The organism is Bacillus carboniphilus, from assembly GCF_020524035.2.
Taxonomy (GTDB): Bacteria; Bacillota; Bacilli; order Bacillales; family JAIVKR01; genus Bacillus_CC.
Genome location: NZ_CP129013.1, coordinates 1,988,359 through 2,010,444, shown reverse-complemented (window position 1 = coordinate 2,010,444; position 22,086 = coordinate 1,988,359). Strand labels below are relative to the sequence as shown.

Here is a 22,086-nt window from a genome sequence, read left to right as displayed (position 1 = left end):
ACTCCTTCCCATAAAAAATCACATTATACTATATAAATATGAAAAACATATCTTCGTGATTGGGTATATTATCTAATTTTTAATAAATTTTTCAATTTTTTTATATCATAAAAGGAAGGTTTACACCTCCCACGCGTCTACTTGCTCCTTTATGGAGTTTTTTATTTAAAGAGCCATAACCCTCCCAATATAACCGCGCCCACAGCCACAAAGTTACAGACGTCCTCAGCCGTAAACAGGCGATCCTTGACTAGATAACTCCCGTAACCATCTTTAACCCTGACAATCTTTATATCTCTATCCCAATTTAATTCGGATTCCTCCTTGATTGATGATTCTGTGCTCATGAATCTCCCCAGAACGTCCCTCAGTCTGTCGTCCACGTAGTTCCGTCTTTTGCTTTTGGGCGAGTCTGTCACCTGACCGTCTAGGATCTCCGCTAACTTTTTCAACCTCATTTGTTCTTCGATCGATAACATTGCTGACGTCCCCCTTCTCATTTATCTCTGGTGCACTCTTATACCGCCATAAATCGGTATCACCTATATTCCACGATGGAGAGGGGAGAGGGACGTCTATTCTTTTATATTGTTGGATCACGTTTAAAAAAATCCCTTGAGTGTGCAGCGGTGAAAAGAGCTAATCTGATAATTTGGTTACGATCTAATGTTGGCGCTTTAAAAAGTTTATCCACATACTTTTTATATCTTTTATCGTATCTGACGGTCGGACGATAACTCATGACGCTTTTTCCTTTACGATATTTTCTGAACATTTTATATCGTTAAGTATCTCTCCTAATAGTTGACGTCCCTCTTCTGTGAGGTAGACGTCCTCGCACTCGATCAATAACAACGCTAATTCTTCATTCATGTTGATTCCCTCCTTTAGTTGTAGACGCCTTGTTTTGACGTCTTGTTAAAGGATATTAACTATCGCTTGTCCATTATGTAACTTTTTTTTCTAAAGTTTAAAAAACGTACATAATGGCTAGAATGGAGATAAAAAACATAAAGGAGAGTGAGAAGTTGTTTGGATTGGGGAAGAGTAGAACAAAGTTCGGACGTTGGTTAGATAAACAGGAGGACATTAACCAATTGAAGTTAGAAAAAGCGTCCCAGTTAGGACGCCCCACAATATCAAAACTTTGTAATGATAAAGATTACAAACCTAAATACTCAACCATTGTTAAAATTAATAAAGGGTTGAACAAGTTAGGGAAAGATATTGATGTTGAAAAATTCTTATAAGAAAAAACTTATCTAAAAACCGATATATATAATGAGAAGTAATGTGATTTTTAGTTTGTGCCGACTTCGTGCCGATTTTGTGCCGGTTCATTTCAATGTAAAATGATTTGATTTGATATCCAAGTAATTAAAAACCTTTATTTATCAGTATTTTACGACCGTTTTAATTTAGTTTGAAAACCTCCATTAATTAAATTTGAAATGGAAGGTAGTATTGGATAGCCTTGATATATAAAGGGTGGAGTGTTGGGGTTGAACAAAACACCCACATTTCACCCACAAATTAAATATTTTCTGTATACCGCTGGTACAAATCCAAGGCTCCGCCTTTTGGATGCATGTATTAGCGGTAATTTTATGTATATTTATTGAATTTTTTTTCTATATCAATAAAATATATATATGTAGATGTTAAAATTTATTTAGTACACGAAAGGAGTTTTTATTATGCAAAATACTATGGTAACAACAGAAGAATCAATAAAAAAGTGGTTTGATAGCTATATTGAGACCTTTCTTGATCAGATTAGAAACCGACCAGAAGATATTTCTCAACTCCTAAACTTCTTTAATGTAACATTCTCTTTTACAAAGGACTCAAATTACATCGCAACCCATTCTCACGAAGAAGCACATGCGTTGTTAAAAGCACAACTGGATAATTTTAATAATCACAATCATAAAGATACATTTGAAAGCAACAGAGTTGTAACGGTATTTAATCCAAGAGCAGCTCTAATTAATGTAACTTGGACTCGAATTAACAGTAATGACGAAGTATATGAAAAAGAGCCGACATCTTATTGGGTTCAAAATATTGAAGGTCAATGGAAGATTAGTTCAATCGCTATTCACAATGCATAATGACTAAAGCGAAGGTTAGAAAGACATATAAGTCCCTTTTGGGGCTTTTTTTTGATACCTCCATTTCAAATTTAGAAATATATTTTGTAAAAGTGTATGTAAACGATTCAATGGCTGTAATTATATTAATCTTTTCTGAAAATAATGTATATGAAAGTAGTGAAATGGATATCAAAGGAGGAATAGACTCACTAAATTCCCTTTCATTGAAAATGAATAATAGAAGCATATGAAACAAAAAGTATAGAAAAATAGGTTCATCAAAAAGGTAAAGGAGTTGAGGAAATGGAGTTCGATTGGATATGGAAAACCGTGCTCATTGTTTTCGCTGGTACCATGTTGTTAAGAATTGCTGGAAGAAAATCAATTTCGCAAATGACATTATCCCAAACAGTTATTATGATTGCAATTGGTCCTTTATTAATAAGACCCGTTTCTGGAAAGGATTTATGGATAACCATTTTAATAGGGTTTGTTCTGGTACTCACATTAATTATAATTGAATATCTTCAGTTGAAGTTTGATTGGTTTGAAAAGATGCTATCGGGGAAATCAAAGATTCTGATTGAAAATGGAAAAATAATTGAAACTAATTTTAAACATGTACGAATGACAGTAGATGAATTAGAAATGAATTTAAGAAACAAGGGAGTTAGTGAAATAACGGATGTCAAATGGGCAACATTAGAACCTAACGGAACAATCGGGGTTGAATTAACGCTAGAGGCTAAACCCATAACAATGAAAGAATTTCATCAGCTTTTAGAACAATTACAAGAAATAAAAAATATTTTTCAAGAGACTAAATCTTATTCAATGGTAGAAGAAAATCATTCAAACAACCTTTTCACAAAAAAAATTGAAACGAATAAACCACCTGAACATCATCGATAGAGATTTTTTGAAGAAAACTTTATGAAGGAGATAGGATGAGGTTTTCTCTATAGGGTATATTTATAATATTTCAAACGACTATAAGCCACCTTTGTTTTCGAAGATGGCTTTATTATAGATATTTTAATTAGTTTTAGGATGTACGATCAGTATCTTTTTCAGATTCCTCTTTAAGTCGTTCTACCACTTCAGAGTAACATTCAGGACAATATTCTTTTTGTGAAGATTGAGAATCAGTATTGGGAAGTGATGATAATTCAAACGATTGAAATGTTCTTCCACAATAGTAACATGTTCCGTAATTCATCTGTAGCCCCCGTTCAATATTTTTTATTATCTTTAAATTATATCATTAAATGAACCTAAACACTTACATGAAGTATTAATTCATATAAGTTAGAATAACATGATCGTTATGTAGTGGGTTCTATATTAGCTCCTTCTTTGGAAAAATATAACAATATTCATTATAGAGGTTGTTCAAAAAGTCCTACGATGGCCTAGCATCATCGTTAGCTCGCGCGTCGTGGCTGTACTTAGATGATGGACTTACAAAGGGTTTCGGCTTTTCTATCCAGCGTCCCAGCGTCCATTTTCCCCTATTTTTTGAACACGCACTTATATCATTTACACATAGTATATTAATTTTGTTCCTATATTATCATTCATATAACCTAACTTTTTTTAAAAAGTTAGGTACAGTGCTCAAGCAAACATAGTAACGGAACATATACTAATTAAAAAGAAAGGGGGAAATCAGTTGGACCCTAGTTTATCATCCCCTTGGATGACACAATCTGAAAAGATTATCCATACGGTGGGAGACGATCCTCTTGTTCGTATTAGACCACTACAAGAAATTACAAGTAATCTGTTCATTTTAAGGATAATCGTGAATGGTGAAAAAAAAGCTCAAGCTTTAGATTCTTTAATTACGAAGGAGTATTGTTTTAGTGGAGTTCGGTTACAAGTAATTGTCGAAGAAGAATTCACAAGAAAAAGGGCTGATCAATTATGTGTAAAGACAGCTTTAGGAATAGCTGAATTATTAGTAGTAGCTCTTGAAACAAATCACCTTTTCAAAACGGTTCTTTTATCAGAACGCTTTGGTGAGGTTGCTGTATTTCCAATAATATCTAGTCAAATCATTCAGTTTTTTAATGATGATCAGTCTGATTATTATGAGAACTTTAATGGTGTAGCTGCTAATATATTTAAAGATGTCATGGTTGATATATTGAATGGTATGAATATTAATTACTCAACTGAAAGAATCTGAAATGGGAAAACAAAAGAAAATAATGCTACAATAGTTTTAAGTCAGGGGGATAATTCTACGCTGACTTATTTGTTTTTTAAGGTGTTTCGGAAAAAGTGATAGGGGGATTTACGGTGATCTTAATCGGTTTAACAGGATGGGGAGATCATGATACCTTGTATACTGAACCTAGTAAAAATAAATTAGAACAGTACGCCGCTCATTTTCCAGTAGTAGAAGTTGATTCAAGCTTTTATGCGATTCAACCTGTTAAAAATGCTGAAAAATGGGTTAAGCAAACACCAGATTCTTTTCGATTTGTTGTTAAAGCATTCCAAGGAATGACGCTTCATAAAAAAGATATGGAGCCCTTTCAAAACATTGAAATGATGTTTGAAGCGTTCCTTGAATCTATTAAACCTTATTTAGAGGCAAAAAAGTTAGAGGTAGTTCTTTTTCAATTTCCACCATGGTTTGATTGTACGAGAAGGAACGTAAATTATTTAAGGAAATGTAAAGAGTTGATGAAAAATACTCCTGTTGCACTTGAATTTCGTCACCGTTCTTGGTTTACTGAGTTGATGGAGCATCAAACCATTTCTTTTATGAAAAAAGAAGGTTGGATTCATAGTATTTGCGATGAACCCCAAATTGGACAAGGCTGTGTCCCCACTATATTGGAACCTACCAATGAGAAAACGACTCTTGTTCGATTACATGGTAGGAATACGCATGGGTGGCTAAAACCGAAAGAAGGCAACTGGAGAGAGGTTCGTTATTTATATAGGTATAATCATAATGAATTACAAGAATGGAAAGAAAAAATAGAGAAAATAAAAAGCAAGAGTAAAAACCTCACCATTTTGTTTAATAACAATTCTGGCGGAGATGCAGCAGATAATGCAAAACAATTGAAAGATTTACTTGGACTCGATTTTGAGGGGTTAGCACCTAAACAGCTTCACTTGTTTGAATGATTGTAACTTTTTATATATATTGAACACGTATTAAGTATAGAAAGAGGAAGACAAATATGGATTGGATCGTAATATTAATTTTCTTAGGTTTTGTGGCAGGGGTATTAGGAAGTTTAATTGGGCTTGGAGGGGGAGTAATTATCGTTCCCTCCTTATTATTTTTAGGAGCCTTCCACAGTAAATTTAGCGGGTTAACGCCTCAGATGGCGGTGGGAACATCTCTTGTTATTATCATTGGTACAGCTTTGTCCTCAACGTTAGCTTATATGAAATATAAAAAAATTGACTATAAGAGTGGGTTGTTATTTTTTTTAGGAAGTGGACCTGGAGGAATTGTTGGAGCTTTTATTAATAAATATTTAAACGCGGAGTCTTTCTCTCTATGGTTTGGTTTATTTATGATTTTTTTATCCATTGTTTTAATGGTGAAAAACTACATAAAGCCGCTTAATCTTAATATTGGAACAAAAAAAATAAGAACGTATATAGATGATACCGGTGAGGAGCAGACCTATTCAATTGAACCTATTATTGCTGTGAGTATTGCTTTTATTGTCGGATTGCTTTCTGGTCTTTTTGGAATAGGTGGAGGATCTTTAATGGTTCCTGCAATGATTTTATTATTTGCTTTTCCTCCACATATAGCGGTGGGAACATCGATGTTTATGATTCTTTTGTCGGCAATTTTAAGCTCCAGTACGCATATTTATTTAGGACATGTGAATTGGCTATTTACCATGGCACTTTTGCCTGGTGCTTGGTTTGGTAGCAAGCTAGGTGCTTGGTTAAATCAACGAATGAAAAGTGAAACGGTTGTCAGAGTACTGCGGATGGTTCTCATTATTATAGGAATACGCCTTATTTTTTAATTGAAAGGAGGAGGGGAAGTGAAAGAGAAGCTACACATCTTTCATATCAACGATCTACATAGTCATTTTGAAAATTGGTCTAAAATCATCAGTTTTATTGATTTTAAAAGAAATCACTATTTAGAAAAGGGTCGAAGTGTTCTTGTTTTTGACGGAGGGGACCATGTTGATCGATTTCATCCTCTTTCAGAAGCAACAGACGGAAAAGGTAATATTGCACTTTTAAATGATCTCCATATTGATGGTCATGTCATCGGAAATAATGAGGGTATTACTCTCTCACATGAAGCATTAGACAATTTATACAATGAGGCTAAATTTCCTGTTCTTGTCGATAATCTCTTTTATCCAGATGGTTCCTCTCCTAGTTGGACCAATTCTTTTAAGGTTTTCACGTTAGAAAACGGTGTGAAAGTAGGGGTTTTTGGTTTAACAACATATTATCCACTCTTTTACGAAGCATTAAAATGGAAAATTGAAGACCCTTATTCCCGAATAGAAGAAGTGTTAAATAAACTTGAATCTCTCTGTGATATGATCGTGTTTTTATCTCATTTAGGAATTTCTGATGATGAATGGTTAGCAGAGAAATACCCACAAATTGATGTGATAATTGGAGCGCATACTCATCATGTTTTGCAAAGTGGCAAAAGGGTTAATGGCGTTTTATTAACAGGTGCCGGTAAGTTTGGACAATATGTTGGGGAAATCGAAATTACGTTGGATTTACAAATAAACAAAATTGTTGAAAAGCATGCACAATTATATTCAATGGACAAGTGGGAGCATGAAAATGAGCGGTCTAATAAGCAAATTGATCGACTGATAGAACAAAGTGAACAGGTTTTAAATCAACCAATTACCTTTCTAGAAGAGGAACTTTCTTTAGATTGGTTTAAACCGTCACCATTTACTACACTTTTAGCAAAGTCTATTAAAGATTGGTGTAATGGAGAAATAAGTATGGTCAATGCAGGAATAATTCTTGAACCTCTTCCGAAAGGGGAAATTACAAAAAAGGATATTCATAGACTATGCCCTCATCCTATTAATCCTTGTAATGTTTGGATTAAAGGTAACCAGCTAAAAGAAGTAATCTTACAAGCTTCTTCAAAACGAATGGAAAATTTTGTGTTAAAAGGGTTAGGTTTTAGAGGGAAAGTAATGGGACAGATGATTTATGATGGTCTTACATTTGAAGCCGAAGAATTAGAAGATGGAGAGCGCCATGTCAAGGAAATATGGGTGGATGGTATACCGTTAGACCACGATCGAACGTATAAAGTTTCCACTGTTGATATGTTTACTTTAGGTCCTTTATATCCTGAATTAAGCCATGGAACAAAAAAACAATATTTTATGCCTGAGCTACTTCGTGATTTAATTGAATGGGAGTTAAAAAAGTAGAATAAGTCTTTCAAGAGATTGCTAAGCAAAACCTCTCACATAACGTCTATCTCCTTCATAAAGTGAATTAGGGAGGGGAATGTAATGGTTAATATGTCACCAATTATTATCGATGGTTACCAATTTACTGCGATTACAGTAAAGCTACCGAAAACAAACTTTATGGCTGTTACAAATGACAATGGATATATTATGTGTGGGGCACTAGATGTTGCTCTTTTAAATAATAAGTTAAAGGATAGAGGTATTATTGCTGGAAGAGCTGTAGGTGTTCGAACAATTGAACAATTATTAGAAGCTCCTTTAGAATCGATCACATTTGAAGCGGAAAACAGAGGAATTATAGTTGGAATGAAAGGTAGAGAAGCGTTATTAAAGATGATTTAATCTTTTCATTAGATTTATGATATACAACCCTCCTTTTCAGCATAAATATGCTGTAGAGGAGGGATTTCGTTTGATCAAATATCGAAGAAGGCGCTCACCTAGAGGTCCCTTACCATTTCGATACGTTTTTTTGCTTTCCTTTGTTTTTTTTATATTTTCAACAGCAGCTGGACTGTGGGTCATTAATAAAGGGATTGAACCGACGTTGAAAAGCATTGCTGTAACAGAGACAAGAAGAATTGCTAAGATCGTCATTAATAATGCGATCAATAAACAGATTAATGAAGAGGTTGATGTAGAGGAGCTTATAGTAGTAGAAACAGATGAAAGTGGAAAGTTAATGACGGTTGATTTTAATGCTCAAACCATTACGCGGTTTCAAGCAATGATTACTCAAAAAGTGTTAAAAAATTTGAGAGAAGCAGAAAAAGGGAATATGGATGTATTGGAAATTCCTGATATCGAAATTCAAAAAGAAGGACAGTCACAAGAAGAAGGGATTATTTATCATATTCCATTAGGACAGGCGACAAACAATGCATTATTAGGTAACTTAGGTCCAAAAGTTCCAGTTCGTTTTTATGTAATTGGTGATGCAATCTCAGATGTAAATAAGACAGTCACACCATATGGCATTAATAATGCGCTAATTGAAATTGATGTAGAAGTGGAAGTCAATGTTCAAGTGGTCATCCCTTTTGCAACAGAAAGAATTACTGTTTCTGATTCGATTCCCATTGCGATAAGATCCATTCAAGGAGAAGTGCCAGATTTTTATAACGGAAACGGAGAAGCGAACCCATCCATAGAAGTTCCGACTAGCCCTTGATATTTGCATAAAAATTTGTTACGATGCATAAAAGTAAAACTGAATACTTGCCTTATCTATTAGATGAGGTAGAGGCGCGAAAAAGATCAGTAAATAATGCGAGGGTGACGCCATTGACCATTATTAAAAGGTTTTTTCGCCGAAGTGATAAAGGATGTTAAACCTTTGTTGCTGGTATTGCTTTGAATAAGAGTAATACTGTCATTATAGGTGTATCTATAATGGAGGGCTACTGATCAAACGAGGATAACATACTCACAAATGAGTAATGATAGTTATTGTCTGTCATTACTCATTTTTTATACTTACTCACCTATTACCCTCTTACATTGTGAGCCCTCCAAAATACAAATTTAGGAGGCTATGCATTTATGGTTGAAACTTTTTGGTCTATTATTCCCCCACTTATTGCAATCATCATGATTTTATTAACGAAGCGAGTGTTGCTATCATTAGGAGTCGGTATTATTTTTTCTGCATTAATTGTTAATGAATTTTCGGTTTTGTCGACACTCTCATCGATTTGGTATGCATTTTCCAATATTTTCGGAACTGTTTCTGATGGAAATTTTGAATTAAATACGTGGAATGTTTATATTCTTATATTCTTGTTTTTATTAGGGATAATTACAGCATTGATTTCTGTGGCAGGTGGAAGTCGAGCTTTCGCTGAATGGGCCCAAAAAAGGGTAAAGACGAGAGCGGGTGCTCAAATCACAGCAGCAATTTTTGGTGTTTTAATCTTTATTGACGATTACTTTAATGCTCTTGCAGTCGGTCAAGTTAGTCGTCCGATTACGGATAGTCAGAAAGTCTCTCGCGCAAAGCTAGCCTATATCATTGATTCGACTTCTGCACCCGTATGTGTTGTCTCTCCTATTTCTAGCTGGGGAGCGTATATTATCGGATTAATTGCTCCAATTCTAGTAGGATACGGTATAACGGAATATAGCGCTTTTTCTGCCTTTTTAATGATGGGAACAATGAATTTTTATGTCATTGTTGCCTTGTTGCTTGTCTTTGCTGTTGCTATTTTTAATCTTAATTTTGGGGCTATGCGAACACATGAGAATCGTGCGATCAAGGAAGGAAAATTAACCGATCCAGCAAGACCACCACTTGGTGAGGTGAAAGAAGATTTATCAGTGAGTAAAAAAGGATCCATAGGAAATTTGATATGGCCAATCGTAGCTTTAGTTATCGGAACAGTTGGCTCGATGATATGGACGGGATACCAAGAATCTGGGAGCAATAATATATTAGATATTTTCGAAGCAACATTAGTTACTGATTCATTACTTTATGGTGGTATTTTTAGTTTAGTTGTGACGTTAGTTTTATACTTCGCTAAAGGAATAGAGAAAAATTTCCTTCCTAAAGCATTTGTCGAAGGAATCAAATCTATGTTACCAGCCATTTCAATTTTAATTTTAGCTTGGATGATCGTTGATTTAATTGGTCAACTAGGAACGGGTGCTTATTTAGCAGAACTTGTTAAACAAGCAAATTTATCCGCTTCCTATCTTCCTTTCATAATATTTATCCTTGCAGGAGGTATGGCTTTTGCAACAGGGACTTCTTGGGGGGACGTTTGGGATTATGCTACCAATCGCTGGACAGCTTGCTAATGGTACAGATATTTCCTTAATTATACCGATGATGTCTGCCGTATTAGCAGGGTCTGTATTAGGGGATCATTGTTCACCAATTTCCGATACAACCATCCTTTCTTCCACAGGTGCTGGGAGTCATCACATTGACCATGTAACGACACAGCTTCCTTATGCTTTACTAGCGGGGGCAATTGCTGCAATCGGCTATTTAGTATTAGGATTAACTGGAGATCTATTTGTTGGTACTATAGTCGCTCTAGTTGTTACTTTGGTTTTAACGGTCATAGCAGTCCTATTTTTGAAAAGTAAAACTAAAGATATAAATATGGAAGTGCAAGCATAGTAGCTAAATAAGTAAAAATATTGTATAGGTACATTCCAGAGCTCTCTCATTTTTTGGGAGAGCTTTATTGATATACACTGCGTGTTCGAAATGCTATATTAGTAAAGATAAAATTGAGAATATACTGAAAGCTAAATGAATTAAGCCTATTATTTAGTAAAAAAAATTTCTTTGACATAGGAATAATGTCCAATTATACTATGTATAGATTAAGAGAATAATCTGAATTTATTCAATATTATTAAGGTTCTTACTATAATGGACCGAAAAATTTGAGGAGGGAAATGTATGGATCAACGTCCACAATGGGGAACAAGAGCAGGTTTTATTCTAGCTGCGGTAGGCTCAGCAGTTGGTCTTGGGAACATTTGGAGATTTCCGGCGACAGCTTATGAAAATGGAGGAGGAGCTTTTTTCCTACCTTATCTATTTGCACTCTTAACTGCGGGTATTCCACTTTTAGTATTAGAATTTATTATCGGTCATAAATATCGTGGATCACTCCAGCCTCTTTTGAAAAAATCGGTAGAGGTAAAGAGTGGATTGGATGGTGGCAAGTTGCTATTTCTTTTGTTATTTCTACTTACTACGCCGTCATCATTGCTTGGGCAATGTCTTATGCAGTATTTTCATTTGATTTAGGATGGGGAGAAGATACGGGAACGTTTTTATTTTCTGATTATTTAAAATTAACAGAAGCTTCTCCTGGTGAATTTGGTAGTTTAGTTCCCGGAGTGCTCATTCCGTTAGTAATTGTTTGGTTTGTGACATTAGGTGTTCTATTTAGAGGAATCAAAAAAGGGATAGAGATCGCCAATAAGATTTTTATTCCAACCTTATTAATAATGTTTTTAATCATCGTTGTTCGTGCGCTAACATTAGACGGAGCGATGACAGGCTTAGATGCGTTCTTTAAACCAGATTGGGGAAGTTTGACTGATGAGACGGTTTGGGTTGCAGCATATGGTCAAATATTCTTTAGTTTGTCGATCGCCTTCGCCATTATGATCACTTACTCTAGTTACTTACCGAAAAAATCGGATATTACCAACAATGCATTTATTACAGGATTTAGTAACTCTGGAGTAGAGCTTTTAGCAGGTATTGGTGTATTCGCTGCTCTAGGGTTTATGGCGAGCGCACAAGGGTTATCTGTAGATGAAGTAGTAGATGGTGGAGTCGGATTAGCTTTCGTCGTCTTCCCACAGATAATAAATGAAATGCCGATCTTTAATGAACTATTTGGATTTTTATTCTTCGCTTGTTTAGTCTTAGCGGGACTCTCGTCACTCATTTCGATTGTGGAAACATTTGTAGCAGGTGTTCAAGAGAAATTTAAAGTTTCCCGTACCTTTTCGGTCTTTGTAGGAGGGGGATTTGCTGCAATTATTTCTATTCTCTTTGCTACTCAAGGTGGACTTTATTTCTTAGATGTTGCGGATTATTTCATCAATAACTTTGGTATTGCCTTTGCTGGTCTGATTGAGGTAATCGCTATTGCTTGGATTGCAAGAGAATTGAAAAATTTCCAAGGCTATGCGAATGAAGTTTCAGATATTAAGTTAGGTGCTTGGTGGAGAATTTGTTTAGGTATTATTACACCTATAGTGTTAGGTTACATGTTTATAAAAAATCTATATTCAAACATTACCGAACCTTATGGAGGAGGCGACTATTCAACAGAGTTTTTAATCTATTCGGGTTGGTCTGTTGCGATCGGTGCCATCTTAATCGGAGTTTTATTTACTTTAAAGAAAAAGAAACAAGATAATTCCTCATCATTAAATAAGGGGGTTTAAACAAATGAGTGGTGGAGCAATTACGATGATGGTTGTCGGTATGGTTATTATTTGGGGAGGTTTAATTGCTAGTATTGCTAATGCAGTAGTAAAGTCGAAAAGTAACTAAGTAGTATGCTTTAAAAAGCTAGCGGAGAGTGAAAAATTCCCGCTAGCTTTTTTCAATGAATAGATATTATAAAGTGGTACTTTAGATTGGTTTGTTTATTTTCTATACCTAGCTTTAGCTTGCGGAAGCACCTGCATAGCAGGAGGTGTGGTATAAAACCACCTACTTTTAGGAGCATATCTTTTAGTCGTCTTTATCCGATAAAACTCGTAGGCGGTTCAGTCCGCCTACGAGAAACTTCCGTACTTTAGTGCGGAGTCGTTTATTTTCTCTTTCTCGTTCTTGTCTTTCCCAAAGCCTTAAGTGAGGATATGGATCATAAGACCACTCTGTTTTTCCGTTTTCTTTGTAGAGTCCATAGTGTAAATGTGGAGGGAATTTTCCAGCTGTTCCAGGTGGTCCATAACCTGTGCTACCAACGGAACCAATCAATTGTCCAGGTTCTACAATTTGTCCTTTATGAAGCCTTTGCAAATCCATTTAAGTGTGCAAAATAGTGATAATTATTTTGGATGTCTCGAATTCCTATTCTCCAGCCTCCGAAACGATTCCAACCTTTCATTTCAACGACTCCATAAGCTGTTGCCCTTACAGGAACCCCATGATTTGCAAAAATATCTGTTCCTTCGTGAATTCTTCGTCCACCCCATCCTCTTGCATCTCCCCAAGTACTTCGATAACTATAATTTGCATGTAAAGGGAGAGGGAAAGCATGCTGATCAAGTTTTAACGTATTATATTTTTTGAAAATATTAGAATGACCAATAATGATTCCTACTGCTCTATCCCGATGATAATAATTCCATAAACCTATCTTTATGTTTTCTAGCTCTGTTCCAAAGGAGCTAAGGTAGGAAGCAAAACTGAAGAGAAGATCTTCATCATTATCGAGTTCTGCTTTCCCGTCTCCATCTCCATCTTTTCCTAATCCATTAAAGAGTACAATCGTTCGTTCATCATGATCGTTTAAAGAAGGATTTAAATAACCCGACCATTTTTCGGGAGGAATGTATATACCAATAACACCTTTTGCTTTCGGTATATCTTTTCTGACAGATCGGACATTTCGCTCATACTGATCAACCCCAGCTAATATATACCAAGGGATAAATGTAATCGATTCGTATTTTTTATAAAGCTCCATACGCTTTTCAAGAACTGGGTCTTTTTCTTCAGCCTTTCCAATAAAAGGATAAAGACATAAAAAAATAAGTAGTAGGGCTGTTATCCTTCTTTTTAACATTATAATAACTCCTTTTAAGAAATAATGGGGATATTTAATTAAACTCGTTCTTTAAATGCCTTTTCTTATTTTGGATCAAGGTGTACTATTCATTAGTAGAAAAAATTAGTAAATGTTAAAACCGTTGTTCTTGTCCGAACCTTTTTATTATGTTAAAGTTCTAGTAGTGTTGAAATAGAACCTCTACTAAGCATTTGAGAGTGAAAATAGATTACAAACTTAAATCTTACATAATGGAGATGATAAGTATATGGCTAAAAAAGAAGAATATTTACGTAAACCCGAGTGGTTAAAGATAAAACTTAATACAAACGAAAATTACACTGGCTTAAAAAAATTAATGCGTGGGCAAAGTTTAAATACAGTGTGTGAAGAGGCCAAGTGTCCTAATATTCATGAATGTTGGGCTGTTCGTCGTACGGCAACATTTATGATCTTGGGAGCGGTATGTACTCGAGCATGCCGTTTTTGTGCCGTGAAAACAGGATTACCTAACGAATTGGACACACAAGAACCAGAACGTGTAGCTGATTCAGTCGTTACGATGAATTTAAAGCATGTGGTCGTTACAGCGGTTGCCCGAGATGACTTGAAAGATGGTGGAGCTGGTATCTTTGCTGAAACGGTTCGTGCAATTAGAAGTAAAAATCCATTTACGACTATTGAAGTTCTTCCTTCTGATATGGGTGGAGTATATGAAAATTTAAAGACGTTAATGGATACTCGTCCAGATATTTTAAACCATAATATTGAGACGGTTCGTTCTTTAACTCCAAGAGTTCGTGCTCGAGCTACATATGAGCGTTCCTTAGAATTTTTAAGAAGAGCGAAAGAAATGCAACCTGATATTCCAACAAAATCAAGTATTATGATCGGTTTAGGAGAAACAAAAGAAGAGATTATTGAAGCAATGGATGATCTTCGAGCAAATCATGTTGATATTATCACCATTGGTCAATACCTACAACCTTCTAAAAAGCATATGAAAGTTAAAAAATACTATCATCCAGAAGAATTTGAAGAGTTAAAACAAATTGCCTTATCAAAAGGATTCAGCCATTGTGAAGCTGGACCATTAGTACGATCTTCTTATCATGCGGATGAACAAGTGAATTCAGCTGCTAAACAGCGTCAAGTTAACGCATAGCTTCTTATAAAAAATGCTGAGAGATAAAACCTCTCAGCATTTTTCACATTTCTTCGTCATTAGCTAATTTCCCTTGTGGGGAGAGAAGCATTTTGTTAATTAAATTCTCTAACTTTCCTTTTGTGTTATTCATATCAGATGTTACATTGCTATAAGTTTGAAGATCATCCATTAATGAAGGATCATCGGAAACAAAGATTTCATAGTAGCTTGGAACAACAGACATGGCAGTTTTTCTTACTTGATCAGCCACTTCAAAACGATCACCTTCTGAAGCTTCATACACAATTAATACTTTAGCATCTGTTACTAAAGTAGCCGCATCTTCCACATTAGGAAGTTGTACAGAAAGACTACTAATAACGTCGGCAATTTGCTCTCTGTTAATATTAGGTGTTTTATTTTGGTTTGTTGAATCTTTTTTTTGGTGTCTAACAAAGCCATATGAATTGCTAGTGGTATTTTCTTCGTTGTAATGTTGTGGGCTCTTTACTTTTGTAATGTTGCTTTCATTATAAAAGGATTCTTCTTCATTTTGGCACCCCATTAGACTTATCATCAGGAAAAGGAGTAGTAACTTCTTCATTTTTGTTCACCTCCATATTTTGCGTGTTCAAAAAAACCATCTAAGTTTTTAAAAATCACCTTCTCAGATTGATGCCTTTTTGTACGCCCCTATATTCTATATCATGCTCCTTTCATAAAATAACTTGTTAGCAATTGATGGAGAAATGAAGTAAGATGAAAGCAAAGATAATTTTTGAGTGAGGGGAATCGCTAATGATTTGTGTGCAAAATCAAAAATATGAGTTAATTGAAGACTTTAAAAACGGTTTTGCTGAGGATGAGTTTCTTGATCGTTATAGCGAAATATTAAACAAATATGATTATATAGTAGGAGATTGGGGATACAACCAATTAAGGTTAAGAGGCTTTTTTGAAGATGAGAACCCTAAAGCTTCGTTTGATAATAAAATTAGTACGTTAGATGAATACGTTTATGAATATTGTAATTTTGGATGTGCATTTTTTGTATTGAAGAAGGTGAGCGAATAAGCAGCCCACCTTTTTCAAAGTACAGATGATGTTCATCAGTTTGTTGTCGTCGTTAAACGGACTCTTCCGCTTTTCTTAAGAGTAATAAAGTGTAAAAAAAAATTGTCCTTATTTGGATGATGCTTTCACCGTTGTCTAGCTCCATCGCCCAACGACTCGTAAGTTTTTCGACGCACAGGAAGTGCTAGCATCATCGTTGTCCACAGGACGTGGACGTCTTTAGATGATGTTCCATTTGTCTATGATAAGTCAACGGAGACGCCTCCAGGAGGGAGGTGGATCTACGTTTGCCACAGGACGTGGCGGTAGTTAGTAGATCCTCTACTTTCTTTTCTGGCTTTTCGTGTTTCCTTTATCTCATGCGGAGTCCTCAAGCCCCTTCGTCGTTAAACGGGCGCTTCCTCTTTTCTTCATTACTCTTCTGTTCTTTTAGGATCGTCATGTGTAGGGTGAGCAGGGTAATCGTGTCGAGGAAGATCCTGATGTAAATTTTTAAATTCATAATTAAAGGCACTATAATACCGCTGTCCCTTTCTCCAAGGAGTACTTTTATTATAAACGGGCTCGTCTTTCCCTCTAGGAGAACCATATGGACCTTCTGGTAAATATTCAGGAGTTAAGTAATTTTTCATTGCTTCTACATTAGAGAAATCTGAGTACTTTTTTTTATCGTCCATGTTATCCCTCCAAAAGTGTAAGTGGCTGATTTAGTTACATGTATTAGTTTTTGAGGGATTGTGTTGGATTATTCATATTGTTTCTTGGAGAAAAAGTGTTAATTCCTCTGCTTCATCATCAGACAATGAAAAACTAGATTGAATAAATCCTTCTTCTTCTAAGTCGTCATGTCCGACAATGGCAAAGCAATTATCTTGTATGTTGAGCACGATGACTTTCCCATAGTATCGGTCTGAATAAATGAGCGCTAAATCAAATCGCTGTGATTCTCCCATAAAGCTGATGAACCGAGTTTTAGTTTCAACTGTATCATCATATAAATAAAAGCGTTCCGTCATAAAAATTCCCCCTTCTATAGTCTAGAAAATTGTATCATGATCTCAAATGACTGAAAAGTTGAAGAGGAGTCTATGATAAACTATAAAGGGAATTCAACATGAATGGGAGGGAACAATCAAATGTATTTTGTTGACCGAGAAAAAATCGAAGAACAATTATTCTTCATAGAAAAAAATATAGTAATAATTGAAAACCAATCAAATTGGAAGACAAGTATAGAAGCGCTAGCTCTCGAACGTGCGGCTCACTTATTAATTGAAGCTATTCTTGACGTAGGTAATGGAATGATTGATGGTTTTATTATGAGAGATCCAGGAAGTTATGAAGATATAGTGGACATTTTAGTTGATGAAAACGTCATTCCTCATGAATTCGAAGATGCTATTAAACAGGTGATCTCTCTTCGTAAAGTACTTGTTCAAAACTATTTAGAAATTGACCATCGTTATATTGAAAGCACGATTATGGAGTATATAAAAGATATAAAACAATTTCCAAATTGGGTAAGGCGTTATTTGAATGAAGAATTGGGTCCAGTTTCTGCCTTTAGACATTAATAGAACGAACCGATATAATAAAATTTGAAAGGGTGTGCATAAAATGAACCTATTTTTAAACCGTTATATTGTGCATATCTGTACATAATAAATAAGGAAAACGCTTTTAGATAAAGCGTTTTTTTCTATTGTAAAGGAGCAAGAATATGAAGCAATATAAAGGGTACTTAATAGACTTAGACGGAACTATGTATCGCGGGACAGAAAAGATAGAAGAAGCTGGAGATTTTGTGAGGCAACTTAATAAAAAGAATATTCCTTATTTATTTGTCACAAATAATTCTTCAAGAACGCCTGAGCAGGTGGCAGAAAAATTAAACAAATTTGATATTCCTACATCTGAAGACCAAGTGTTTACAACAAGTATGGCAACGTCTAATTTTATTTCAGAAAAGAAAAAACAATCCTCAGTTTATGTTATTGGGGAAGAGGGAATTAGACAAGCATTGCTAGACAATGGCCATACAATAAGAGATGAAAATGTTGACTATGTAGTAGTTGGAATTGATCGAGGAATTGATTACGAAAAATTAGCAAAGGGATGTATTGCCATTAGAGATGGAGCTACGTTCATATCAACAAATGGTGATATTGCTATCCCAACTGAAAGGGGTCTTCTCCCAGGTAACGGATCATTAACATCTGTGTTAACGGTTTCAACAACTGTTGATCCTATTTTTATTGGTAAGCCTGAGATTATTATTATGGAACAAGCATTAAAAGTATTAGGAACAGCAAAAGAGGAAACGTTAATGGTCGGTGATAATTATGATACTGATATAATGGCGGGCATGAATACCGGACTCGATACTCTATTAGTCCATACAGGGGTAACGACAGCAGATCACTTGAGTAAAAAGGAGCAACAACCAACCTACACAATTAATTCATTGGAAGAGTGGATAAAGTATATTTAATTAAAAAACCAAGTGTGTCTTTTAATCACACTTGGTTTTTTATACGTCGCTAACCGTGTGCTTCCGCTTTTCCCTAGCACCTAGATAAGTGACGGCTAAAGGAAGTGGGCGGATCTAAGTTGACTGTACTTAGTAGATCTTCTGAAATCGTTACGGAGAACAAAAGATAAAGAACATCTTTCTTTTTCTCCGTGCCTTATGCTTGTCGTGGCTGAGCAAGGTGCTTCCTCTTTTCTTCTTGTCTAGCTACAGCGCCTAGCCACTCGAGGTCATAAGTTACGGAGAACAAAAGATAAAGAACATCTTTCTTTTCTCCGCGCCTTATGCTTGTCGTGGCTGAGCAAGGCGCTTTCACTTTTCTTCTTACTCTACGTTTTCATTGCGGTGTGCAAGTCTACTAGATGCAACAGCTGCGATAGCACCAACAATATCATCTAAAAATGTATGGCAATTACCTGAAGATTTATCATTAAGCTTCTCTAAAATTCCAGGTTTTTGTTTATCAATATAACCGTAATTGGTGAAACCGATTGAACCATATAAATTAACGATGGAAAAGGCTAAAATTTCATCTACCCCATATAATCCTTCATCTGTATCGATAATGGATTGTAGAGGCTCCATTAATTTTCCTTCCTCTGCCAGAAGGTCGAGTTGTACTCCCGTTAAGATGGCATTATGGACTTCTCGTTTAGATAAAACTCTCTCTACATTTTCAAGGCATTCATCCATCTCTAATTCTTCATGATATTTGTGTTGCAGATAATAGACAAGCTCCGCTATATCTGTTGCTTCCACTCCTCGTTTCTTTAATAAATCTCGAGCTGATTTTCCAACTTTATCTAAATTTCTTTGTTCAGTCATTACGAATCATCCTAACTTTATTCAGTGTGAGTTTCTATAAGAGAGCATTAACAGTATATTCATTTCAAAGATAAAGAGTGTTTTCTATGTTTTAAGTGTTCAACAAATGGATTGTAATCATTCATTATTAGGGGATGTGCATATAATGTTGAAAAAGCATCCTACAGTTAACATAATCGTATCAGAATAATGCTTATCAGTAAAATTTAACACTTTTGTAAATGTGGTTTATATAAATACACGAAACAACGTAAAGAGGTGAGACAATGAAAAAAGTCATTCAAGAACATTATGGAATGAGAGTTCATGAATTTTTCTCCATATCTAAATATCAAGCATTTAGAAATGAACGGAATCTTTATCTGGTTGTCCCATTAAATATGAATGATCAAGAATTAACGGAATTATATTATTTAAGTCAATATTTATATGATCATGGAGATCAACGTGTGACAGTTTTTGCTCTTACCCGAAATGGTCAATTTGGCTTTAGGTATGAAGAAGAGAACTTTGCGTTATTGAAAGCCTCTCTTTTTGACAGTCGAGAAAGAGAAACTGACCCAATAGGAAAGGAATTGGCATTATTTCATCAAGCTGGACGTCAATTTCCGTATCATCTTCAGCACATTTCTCGTATTGGTCAATGGAAAAGTTTATGGGAAATAAGGCTGGAACAATTAGAATCTTTTTGGAAATCGAAACTTCATGCGAAACCAATTAAAAGTTTTGATCAGCTATTCGTTGAAACTTTTCCGTATTATATTGGGCTTTGCGAAAATGCCATTCAATATTTAGTGGATACTGAACTAGATGAACAACCTCAGCAAGTTGATTCAGGAACTGTTTGTTATCAGCGGTTCACTGACAAAACTTGGTCCAATGAAATACCTTATAAAATATCCACCGAATGGCTTTTCGATCATGCGAGTCGAGATTTGGCTGAGTATACAAGACAATGTTTTTTTAAAAACAGAATAAATGAATGTGTTGAATTTTTATCTTCCTATGAAGGAGTACAAAAACTTAGTCCATTTTCTTGGAGGTTATATTATAGCAGGTTGCTTTTTCCTGTTCATTATTTTGAATGTGTGGAAAGTTATTATCTTTCCTCGGAAGAAAAGCGTATCCACTACGAAAACAAACTAGAACATATCGTTACGAAACCAACACAATATGAAACGTTTTTATCGTCCATGATGAAACAAATTCCTCTTCGTAATCATCAAGTGCAAATTCCTAAACTCGAATGGTTAAATGATGGTAATCCATAAAAATTACAAAATTAATAAAAATCCCCCTTGTTTTTTTTCTTTACTCATTTATAATGACTATTAAATATCTGTCTTTTTATAATAAACAAATGTTCATATAAAATGTACAATAGGGGGATAAGAGGTTGAAATCAATATCTGTTGGATTATTAGGGTTAGGGACTGTTGGTAGTGGTGTGGTAAAAATTATAAAAAATCATCAAGATAAATTGGCTCATGAATTAGGTTGCTCGATTAATATAAAAAAGGTTTTAGTGAAGGATGAATCAAAACAGCGTGATGTTTCTATCGATAATAGTAAAATTACGACACGGGCAAACGAGTTGATTGATGATCCTGAGATTGACGTTATTATTGAAGTAATGGGAGGCATTGAGCAAACGAAAAACTATTTAATGCAGGCCCTGCATAATAAGAAACACGTGGTAACCGCAAATAAAGATTTAATCGCTGTATATGGATCGGAACTTTTAGCTACAGCTAGGGAAAATGAGTGTGATTTATTTTATGAAGCTTCTGTAGCTGGAGGGATACCCATTATTAGAAGTTTAGTGGATGGATTAGTATCTGATCGTATTACAAAAATGATGGGAATCGTAAACGGAACGACGAATTTTATTTTAACAAAGATGAGTAAATTTGGTTCTCCATATTCACAAGTATTGAAACAAGCACAGGATCTCGGATTTGCAGAAACGGACCCGTCATCTGATGTGGAAGGTATTGATGCTGCAAGGAAAATGGCAATTTTAGCACGACTTGGTTTTTCTATGAACGTTGATTTGCAAGACGTTAGGGTCAAGGGAATTAGTCATATTACCGAGGATGATATTTATTACAGTCAAAAACTAGGTTATGAGATGAAGTTGATTGGTGTTGCAAAAAGGGACCAAGAAAGTATTGAAGTAAGTGTGGAACCGACTCTATTGTCTCAAGACCATCCGCTAGCGAATGTTCAGGATGAGTATAATGCCGTTTATGTTTATGGTGAAGCGGTGGGAGAGACGATGTTTTATGGTCCTGGTGCTGGAAGTCTTCCGACAGCAACAGCTATTGTATCTGATTTAGTGGCCATTTTAAAAAATCTCCACTTAGGTGTCAATGGTAAGAGTTCCGTTGTACCCCAGCATGAGAAACAGTTGAAAAACAGAGGAGATATATTTGCTCAATATTTTTTACGAATTCATGTAAAAGATCAAGTTGGTGCATTTGCTCATATAACGGAGCTGTTTTCAAAAAGAGGGGTTAGTTTTGAAAAAATACTTCAGTTACCACTAGAAGGACATGATGTTGCTGAAATTGTGATCATTACACACCCTTGTTCACTAAAAGATTTTGAAGAAATTTTAGAGATATTAAAATTCTATCCAGTTGTGGATGAAGTTAAGAGCACGTATCGCGTAGAAGGGTTGTGA

23 protein-coding genes, 3 pseudogenes and 1 riboswitch are annotated in these 22,086 nt (G+C 35.2%); of the genes and pseudogenes, 18 read left to right on the top strand and 8 right to left on the bottom strand.

Features of this window, described 5'->3' with window-relative positions; translation table 11 throughout:
* Positions 1 to 161 precede the first annotated feature (161 nt).
* Positions 162 to 479: a hypothetical protein gene (locus LC087_RS10315; protein ID WP_306019543.1), complete on the bottom strand. Its 318-nt coding sequence runs from the start codon at positions 477 to 479 to the stop codon at positions 162 to 164.
* Between the two features lie 259 nt (positions 480 to 738).
* Positions 739 to 873 carry a hypothetical protein gene (locus tag LC087_RS10310; protein ID WP_264189898.1) on the bottom strand — a complete coding sequence of 45 codons (135 nt, stop codon included), beginning with the start codon at positions 871 to 873 and terminating at the stop codon, positions 739 to 741.
* A gap of 155 nt (positions 874 to 1,028) precedes the next feature.
* Between LC087_RS10310 and LC087_RS10305 the strand changes: the two genes are divergently transcribed.
* The 3 genes from LC087_RS10305 to LC087_RS10295 all read left to right on the top strand — a co-directional run bounded on the left by LC087_RS10305 (position 1,029) and on the right by LC087_RS10295 (position 3,008).
* Positions 1,029 to 1,250 carry a helix-turn-helix domain-containing protein gene (locus LC087_RS10305; RefSeq protein WP_226540360.1) on the top strand — a complete coding sequence of 74 codons (222 nt, stop codon included), beginning with the start codon at positions 1,029 to 1,031 and terminating at the stop codon, positions 1,248 to 1,250.
* 447 nt (positions 1,251 to 1,697) lie between these two features.
* Positions 1,698 to 2,114: a DUF6841 family protein gene (locus LC087_RS10300; RefSeq protein WP_226540358.1), complete on the top strand. Its 417-nt coding sequence runs from the start codon at positions 1,698 to 1,700 to the stop codon at positions 2,112 to 2,114.
* Between the two features lie 285 nt (positions 2,115 to 2,399).
* Positions 2,400 to 3,008, top strand: a complete 609-nt coding sequence (locus LC087_RS10295; protein ID WP_226540356.1) for a DUF421 domain-containing protein — start codon at positions 2,400 to 2,402, stop codon at positions 3,006 to 3,008.
* Positions 3,009 to 3,141: 133 nt separating this feature from the next.
* Here LC087_RS10295 and LC087_RS10290 read toward each other — a convergent pair whose 3' ends face one another.
* Complete coding sequence (locus LC087_RS10290; protein WP_226540354.1) at positions 3,142 to 3,315, bottom strand: hypothetical protein; 174 nt, start codon at positions 3,313 to 3,315, stop codon at positions 3,142 to 3,144.
* 453 nt (positions 3,316 to 3,768) lie between these two features.
* On the opposite strand from LC087_RS10290, the gene LC087_RS10285 reads away from it, so the two are divergent.
* The 9 genes and pseudogenes from LC087_RS10285 to LC087_RS10245 all read left to right on the top strand — a co-directional run bounded on the left by LC087_RS10285 (position 3,769) and on the right by LC087_RS10245 (position 12,599).
* Positions 3,769 to 4,287 carry a hypothetical protein gene (locus tag LC087_RS10285; RefSeq protein WP_226540353.1) on the top strand — a complete coding sequence of 173 codons (519 nt, stop codon included), beginning with the start codon at positions 3,769 to 3,771 and terminating at the stop codon, positions 4,285 to 4,287.
* Between the two features lie 113 nt (positions 4,288 to 4,400).
* Positions 4,401 to 5,243: a DUF72 domain-containing protein gene (locus LC087_RS10280; RefSeq protein WP_226540352.1), complete on the top strand. Its 843-nt coding sequence runs from the start codon at positions 4,401 to 4,403 to the stop codon at positions 5,241 to 5,243.
* 56 nt (positions 5,244 to 5,299) lie between these two features.
* Positions 5,300 to 6,112, top strand: coding sequence for a sulfite exporter TauE/SafE family protein (locus LC087_RS10275; protein WP_226540351.1), 813 nt, complete (start codon positions 5,300 to 5,302; stop codon positions 6,110 to 6,112).
* Positions 6,113 to 6,130: 18 nt separating this feature from the next.
* Complete coding sequence (locus LC087_RS10270) at positions 6,131 to 7,519, top strand: bifunctional metallophosphatase/5'-nucleotidase (RefSeq protein WP_226540350.1); 1,389 nt, start codon at positions 6,131 to 6,133, stop codon at positions 7,517 to 7,519.
* An 84-nt stretch (positions 7,520 to 7,603) separates the two neighbouring features.
* The gene (locus tag LC087_RS10265; RefSeq protein ID WP_226540349.1) at positions 7,604 to 7,906 is read left to right on the top strand and encodes a YunC family protein; all 303 of its coding nucleotides are present in this window, start codon (positions 7,604 to 7,606) and stop codon (positions 7,904 to 7,906) included.
* 70 nt (positions 7,907 to 7,976) lie between these two features.
* Positions 7,977 to 8,735 carry a sporulation protein YunB gene (gene yunB, locus LC087_RS10260; RefSeq protein WP_264189896.1) on the top strand — a complete coding sequence of 253 codons (759 nt, stop codon included), beginning with the start codon at positions 7,977 to 7,979 and terminating at the stop codon, positions 8,733 to 8,735.
* A gap of 61 nt (positions 8,736 to 8,796) precedes the next feature.
* Positions 8,797 to 8,975: riboswitch (Lysine riboswitch) on the top strand.
* A gap of 131 nt (positions 8,976 to 9,106) precedes the next feature.
* Positions 9,107 to 10,691, top strand: a pseudogene (locus tag LC087_RS10255) (Na+/H+ antiporter NhaC family protein).
* A gap of 288 nt (positions 10,692 to 10,979) precedes the next feature.
* Positions 10,980 to 12,490 (top strand): annotated as a pseudogene (locus LC087_RS10250) (sodium-dependent transporter).
* A gap of 4 nt (positions 12,491 to 12,494) precedes the next feature.
* Positions 12,495 to 12,599 (top strand): methionine/alanine import family NSS transporter small subunit, encoded by a 105-nt coding sequence (locus tag LC087_RS10245; protein ID WP_226540340.1) that lies wholly within the window; start codon positions 12,495 to 12,497, stop codon positions 12,597 to 12,599.
* Positions 12,600 to 12,866: 267 nt separating this feature from the next.
* On the opposite strand, the pseudogene LC087_RS10240 reads toward LC087_RS10245, so the two are convergent.
* Positions 12,867 to 13,842, bottom strand: a pseudogene (locus tag LC087_RS10240) (M23 family metallopeptidase); the annotation flags it as partial.
* 250 nt (positions 13,843 to 14,092) lie between these two features.
* Between LC087_RS10240 and lipA the strand changes: the two are divergent.
* Entirely contained in the window at positions 14,093 to 14,989 is an 897-nt protein-coding gene (gene lipA, locus LC087_RS10235) for a lipoyl synthase (RefSeq protein ID WP_226540336.1), read from the top strand.
* A 43-nt stretch (positions 14,990 to 15,032) separates the two neighbouring features.
* Here the strand turns inward: lipA and LC087_RS10230 are convergent, their stop codons facing one another.
* Positions 15,033 to 15,575: a YhcN/YlaJ family sporulation lipoprotein gene (locus tag LC087_RS10230; protein ID WP_226540335.1), complete on the bottom strand. Its 543-nt coding sequence runs from the start codon at positions 15,573 to 15,575 to the stop codon at positions 15,033 to 15,035.
* 194 nt (positions 15,576 to 15,769) lie between these two features.
* On the opposite strand from LC087_RS10230, the gene LC087_RS10225 reads away from it, so the two are divergent.
* Positions 15,770 to 16,045 carry a YutD family protein gene (locus LC087_RS10225; protein WP_226540334.1) on the top strand — a complete coding sequence of 92 codons (276 nt, stop codon included), beginning with the start codon at positions 15,770 to 15,772 and terminating at the stop codon, positions 16,043 to 16,045.
* A gap of 413 nt (positions 16,046 to 16,458) precedes the next feature.
* Here the strand turns inward: LC087_RS10225 and LC087_RS10220 are convergent, their stop codons facing one another.
* Together LC087_RS10220 and LC087_RS10215 are read right to left on the bottom strand one after the other, a co-directional pair.
* On the bottom strand, positions 16,459 to 16,722 hold the full coding sequence (locus LC087_RS10220; protein ID WP_226540333.1) for a cytosolic protein: 264 nt from the start codon (positions 16,720 to 16,722) through the stop codon (positions 16,459 to 16,461).
* Between the two features lie 72 nt (positions 16,723 to 16,794).
* Entirely contained in the window at positions 16,795 to 17,061 is a 267-nt protein-coding gene (locus LC087_RS10215; protein WP_226540332.1) for a DUF3055 domain-containing protein, read from the bottom strand.
* Positions 17,062 to 17,181: 120 nt separating this feature from the next.
* On the opposite strand from LC087_RS10215, the gene LC087_RS10210 reads away from it, so the two are divergent.
* On the top strand, positions 17,182 to 17,619 hold the full coding sequence (locus LC087_RS10210) for a DUF86 domain-containing protein (protein ID WP_226540331.1): 438 nt from the start codon (positions 17,182 to 17,184) through the stop codon (positions 17,617 to 17,619).
* Positions 17,620 to 17,765: 146 nt separating this feature from the next.
* The gene (locus tag LC087_RS10205; RefSeq protein ID WP_226540329.1) at positions 17,766 to 18,536 is read left to right on the top strand and encodes a TIGR01457 family HAD-type hydrolase; all 771 of its coding nucleotides are present in this window, start codon (positions 17,766 to 17,768) and stop codon (positions 18,534 to 18,536) included.
* 363 nt (positions 18,537 to 18,899) lie between these two features.
* Here LC087_RS10205 and LC087_RS10200 read toward each other — a convergent pair whose 3' ends face one another.
* The gene (locus LC087_RS10200; RefSeq protein ID WP_306019541.1) at positions 18,900 to 19,400 is read right to left on the bottom strand and encodes a phosphatidylglycerophosphatase A family protein; all 501 of its coding nucleotides are present in this window, start codon (positions 19,398 to 19,400) and stop codon (positions 18,900 to 18,902) included.
* A 266-nt stretch (positions 19,401 to 19,666) separates the two neighbouring features.
* On the opposite strand from LC087_RS10200, the gene yutH reads away from it, so the two are divergent.
* Both yutH and LC087_RS10190 read left to right on the top strand, forming a co-directional pair.
* Positions 19,667 to 20,671 (top strand): spore coat putative kinase YutH, encoded by a 1,005-nt coding sequence (gene yutH, locus LC087_RS10195; protein WP_226540325.1) that lies wholly within the window; start codon positions 19,667 to 19,669, stop codon positions 20,669 to 20,671.
* A gap of 125 nt (positions 20,672 to 20,796) precedes the next feature.
* A complete protein-coding gene (locus tag LC087_RS10190; protein ID WP_226540323.1) occupies positions 20,797 to 22,086 on the top strand; it encodes a homoserine dehydrogenase in 1,290 nt (429 codons plus the stop codon).

What these genes read in the sequence shown, in the direction of transcription:
- LC087_RS10315 (WP_306019543.1), bottom strand. Translation starts at nt 479, where the DNA reads ATGTTATCGATCGAAGAACAAATGAGGTTGAAAAAGTTAGCGGAGATC.
- LC087_RS10310 (WP_264189898.1), bottom strand. Translation starts at nt 873, where the DNA reads ATGAATGAAGAATTAGCGTTGTTATTGATCGAGTGCGAGGACGTCTAC.
- LC087_RS10300 (WP_226540358.1), top strand. Translation starts at nt 1,698, where the DNA reads ATGCAAAATACTATGGTAACAACAGAAGAATCAATAAAAAAGTGGTTT.
- LC087_RS10295 (WP_226540356.1), top strand. Translation starts at nt 2,400, where the DNA reads ATGGAGTTCGATTGGATATGGAAAACCGTGCTCATTGTTTTCGCTGGT.
- LC087_RS10290 (WP_226540354.1), bottom strand. Translation starts at nt 3,315, where the DNA reads ATGAATTACGGAACATGTTACTATTGTGGAAGAACATTTCAATCGTTT.
- LC087_RS10275 (WP_226540351.1), top strand. Translation starts at nt 5,300, where the DNA reads ATGGATTGGATCGTAATATTAATTTTCTTAGGTTTTGTGGCAGGGGTA.
- LC087_RS10265 (WP_226540349.1), top strand. Translation starts at nt 7,604, where the DNA reads ATGGTTAATATGTCACCAATTATTATCGATGGTTACCAATTTACTGCG.
- LC087_RS10245 (WP_226540340.1), top strand. Translation starts at nt 12,495, where the DNA reads ATGAGTGGTGGAGCAATTACGATGATGGTTGTCGGTATGGTTATTATT.
- lipA (WP_226540336.1), top strand. Translation starts at nt 14,093, where the DNA reads ATGGCTAAAAAAGAAGAATATTTACGTAAACCCGAGTGGTTAAAGATA.
- LC087_RS10230 (WP_226540335.1), bottom strand. Translation starts at nt 15,575, where the DNA reads ATGAAGAAGTTACTACTCCTTTTCCTGATGATAAGTCTAATGGGGTGC.
- LC087_RS10225 (WP_226540334.1), top strand. Translation starts at nt 15,770, where the DNA reads ATGATTTGTGTGCAAAATCAAAAATATGAGTTAATTGAAGACTTTAAA.
- LC087_RS10220 (WP_226540333.1), bottom strand. Translation starts at nt 16,722, where the DNA reads ATGGACGATAAAAAAAAGTACTCAGATTTCTCTAATGTAGAAGCAATG.
- LC087_RS10215 (WP_226540332.1), bottom strand. Translation starts at nt 17,061, where the DNA reads ATGACGGAACGCTTTTATTTATATGATGATACAGTTGAAACTAAAACT.
- LC087_RS10210 (WP_226540331.1), top strand. Translation starts at nt 17,182, where the DNA reads ATGTATTTTGTTGACCGAGAAAAAATCGAAGAACAATTATTCTTCATA.
- LC087_RS10205 (WP_226540329.1), top strand. Translation starts at nt 17,766, where the DNA reads ATGAAGCAATATAAAGGGTACTTAATAGACTTAGACGGAACTATGTAT.
- LC087_RS10200 (WP_306019541.1), bottom strand. Translation starts at nt 19,400, where the DNA reads ATGACTGAACAAAGAAATTTAGATAAAGTTGGAAAATCAGCTCGAGAT.
- yutH (WP_226540325.1), top strand. Translation starts at nt 19,667, where the DNA reads ATGAAAAAAGTCATTCAAGAACATTATGGAATGAGAGTTCATGAATTT.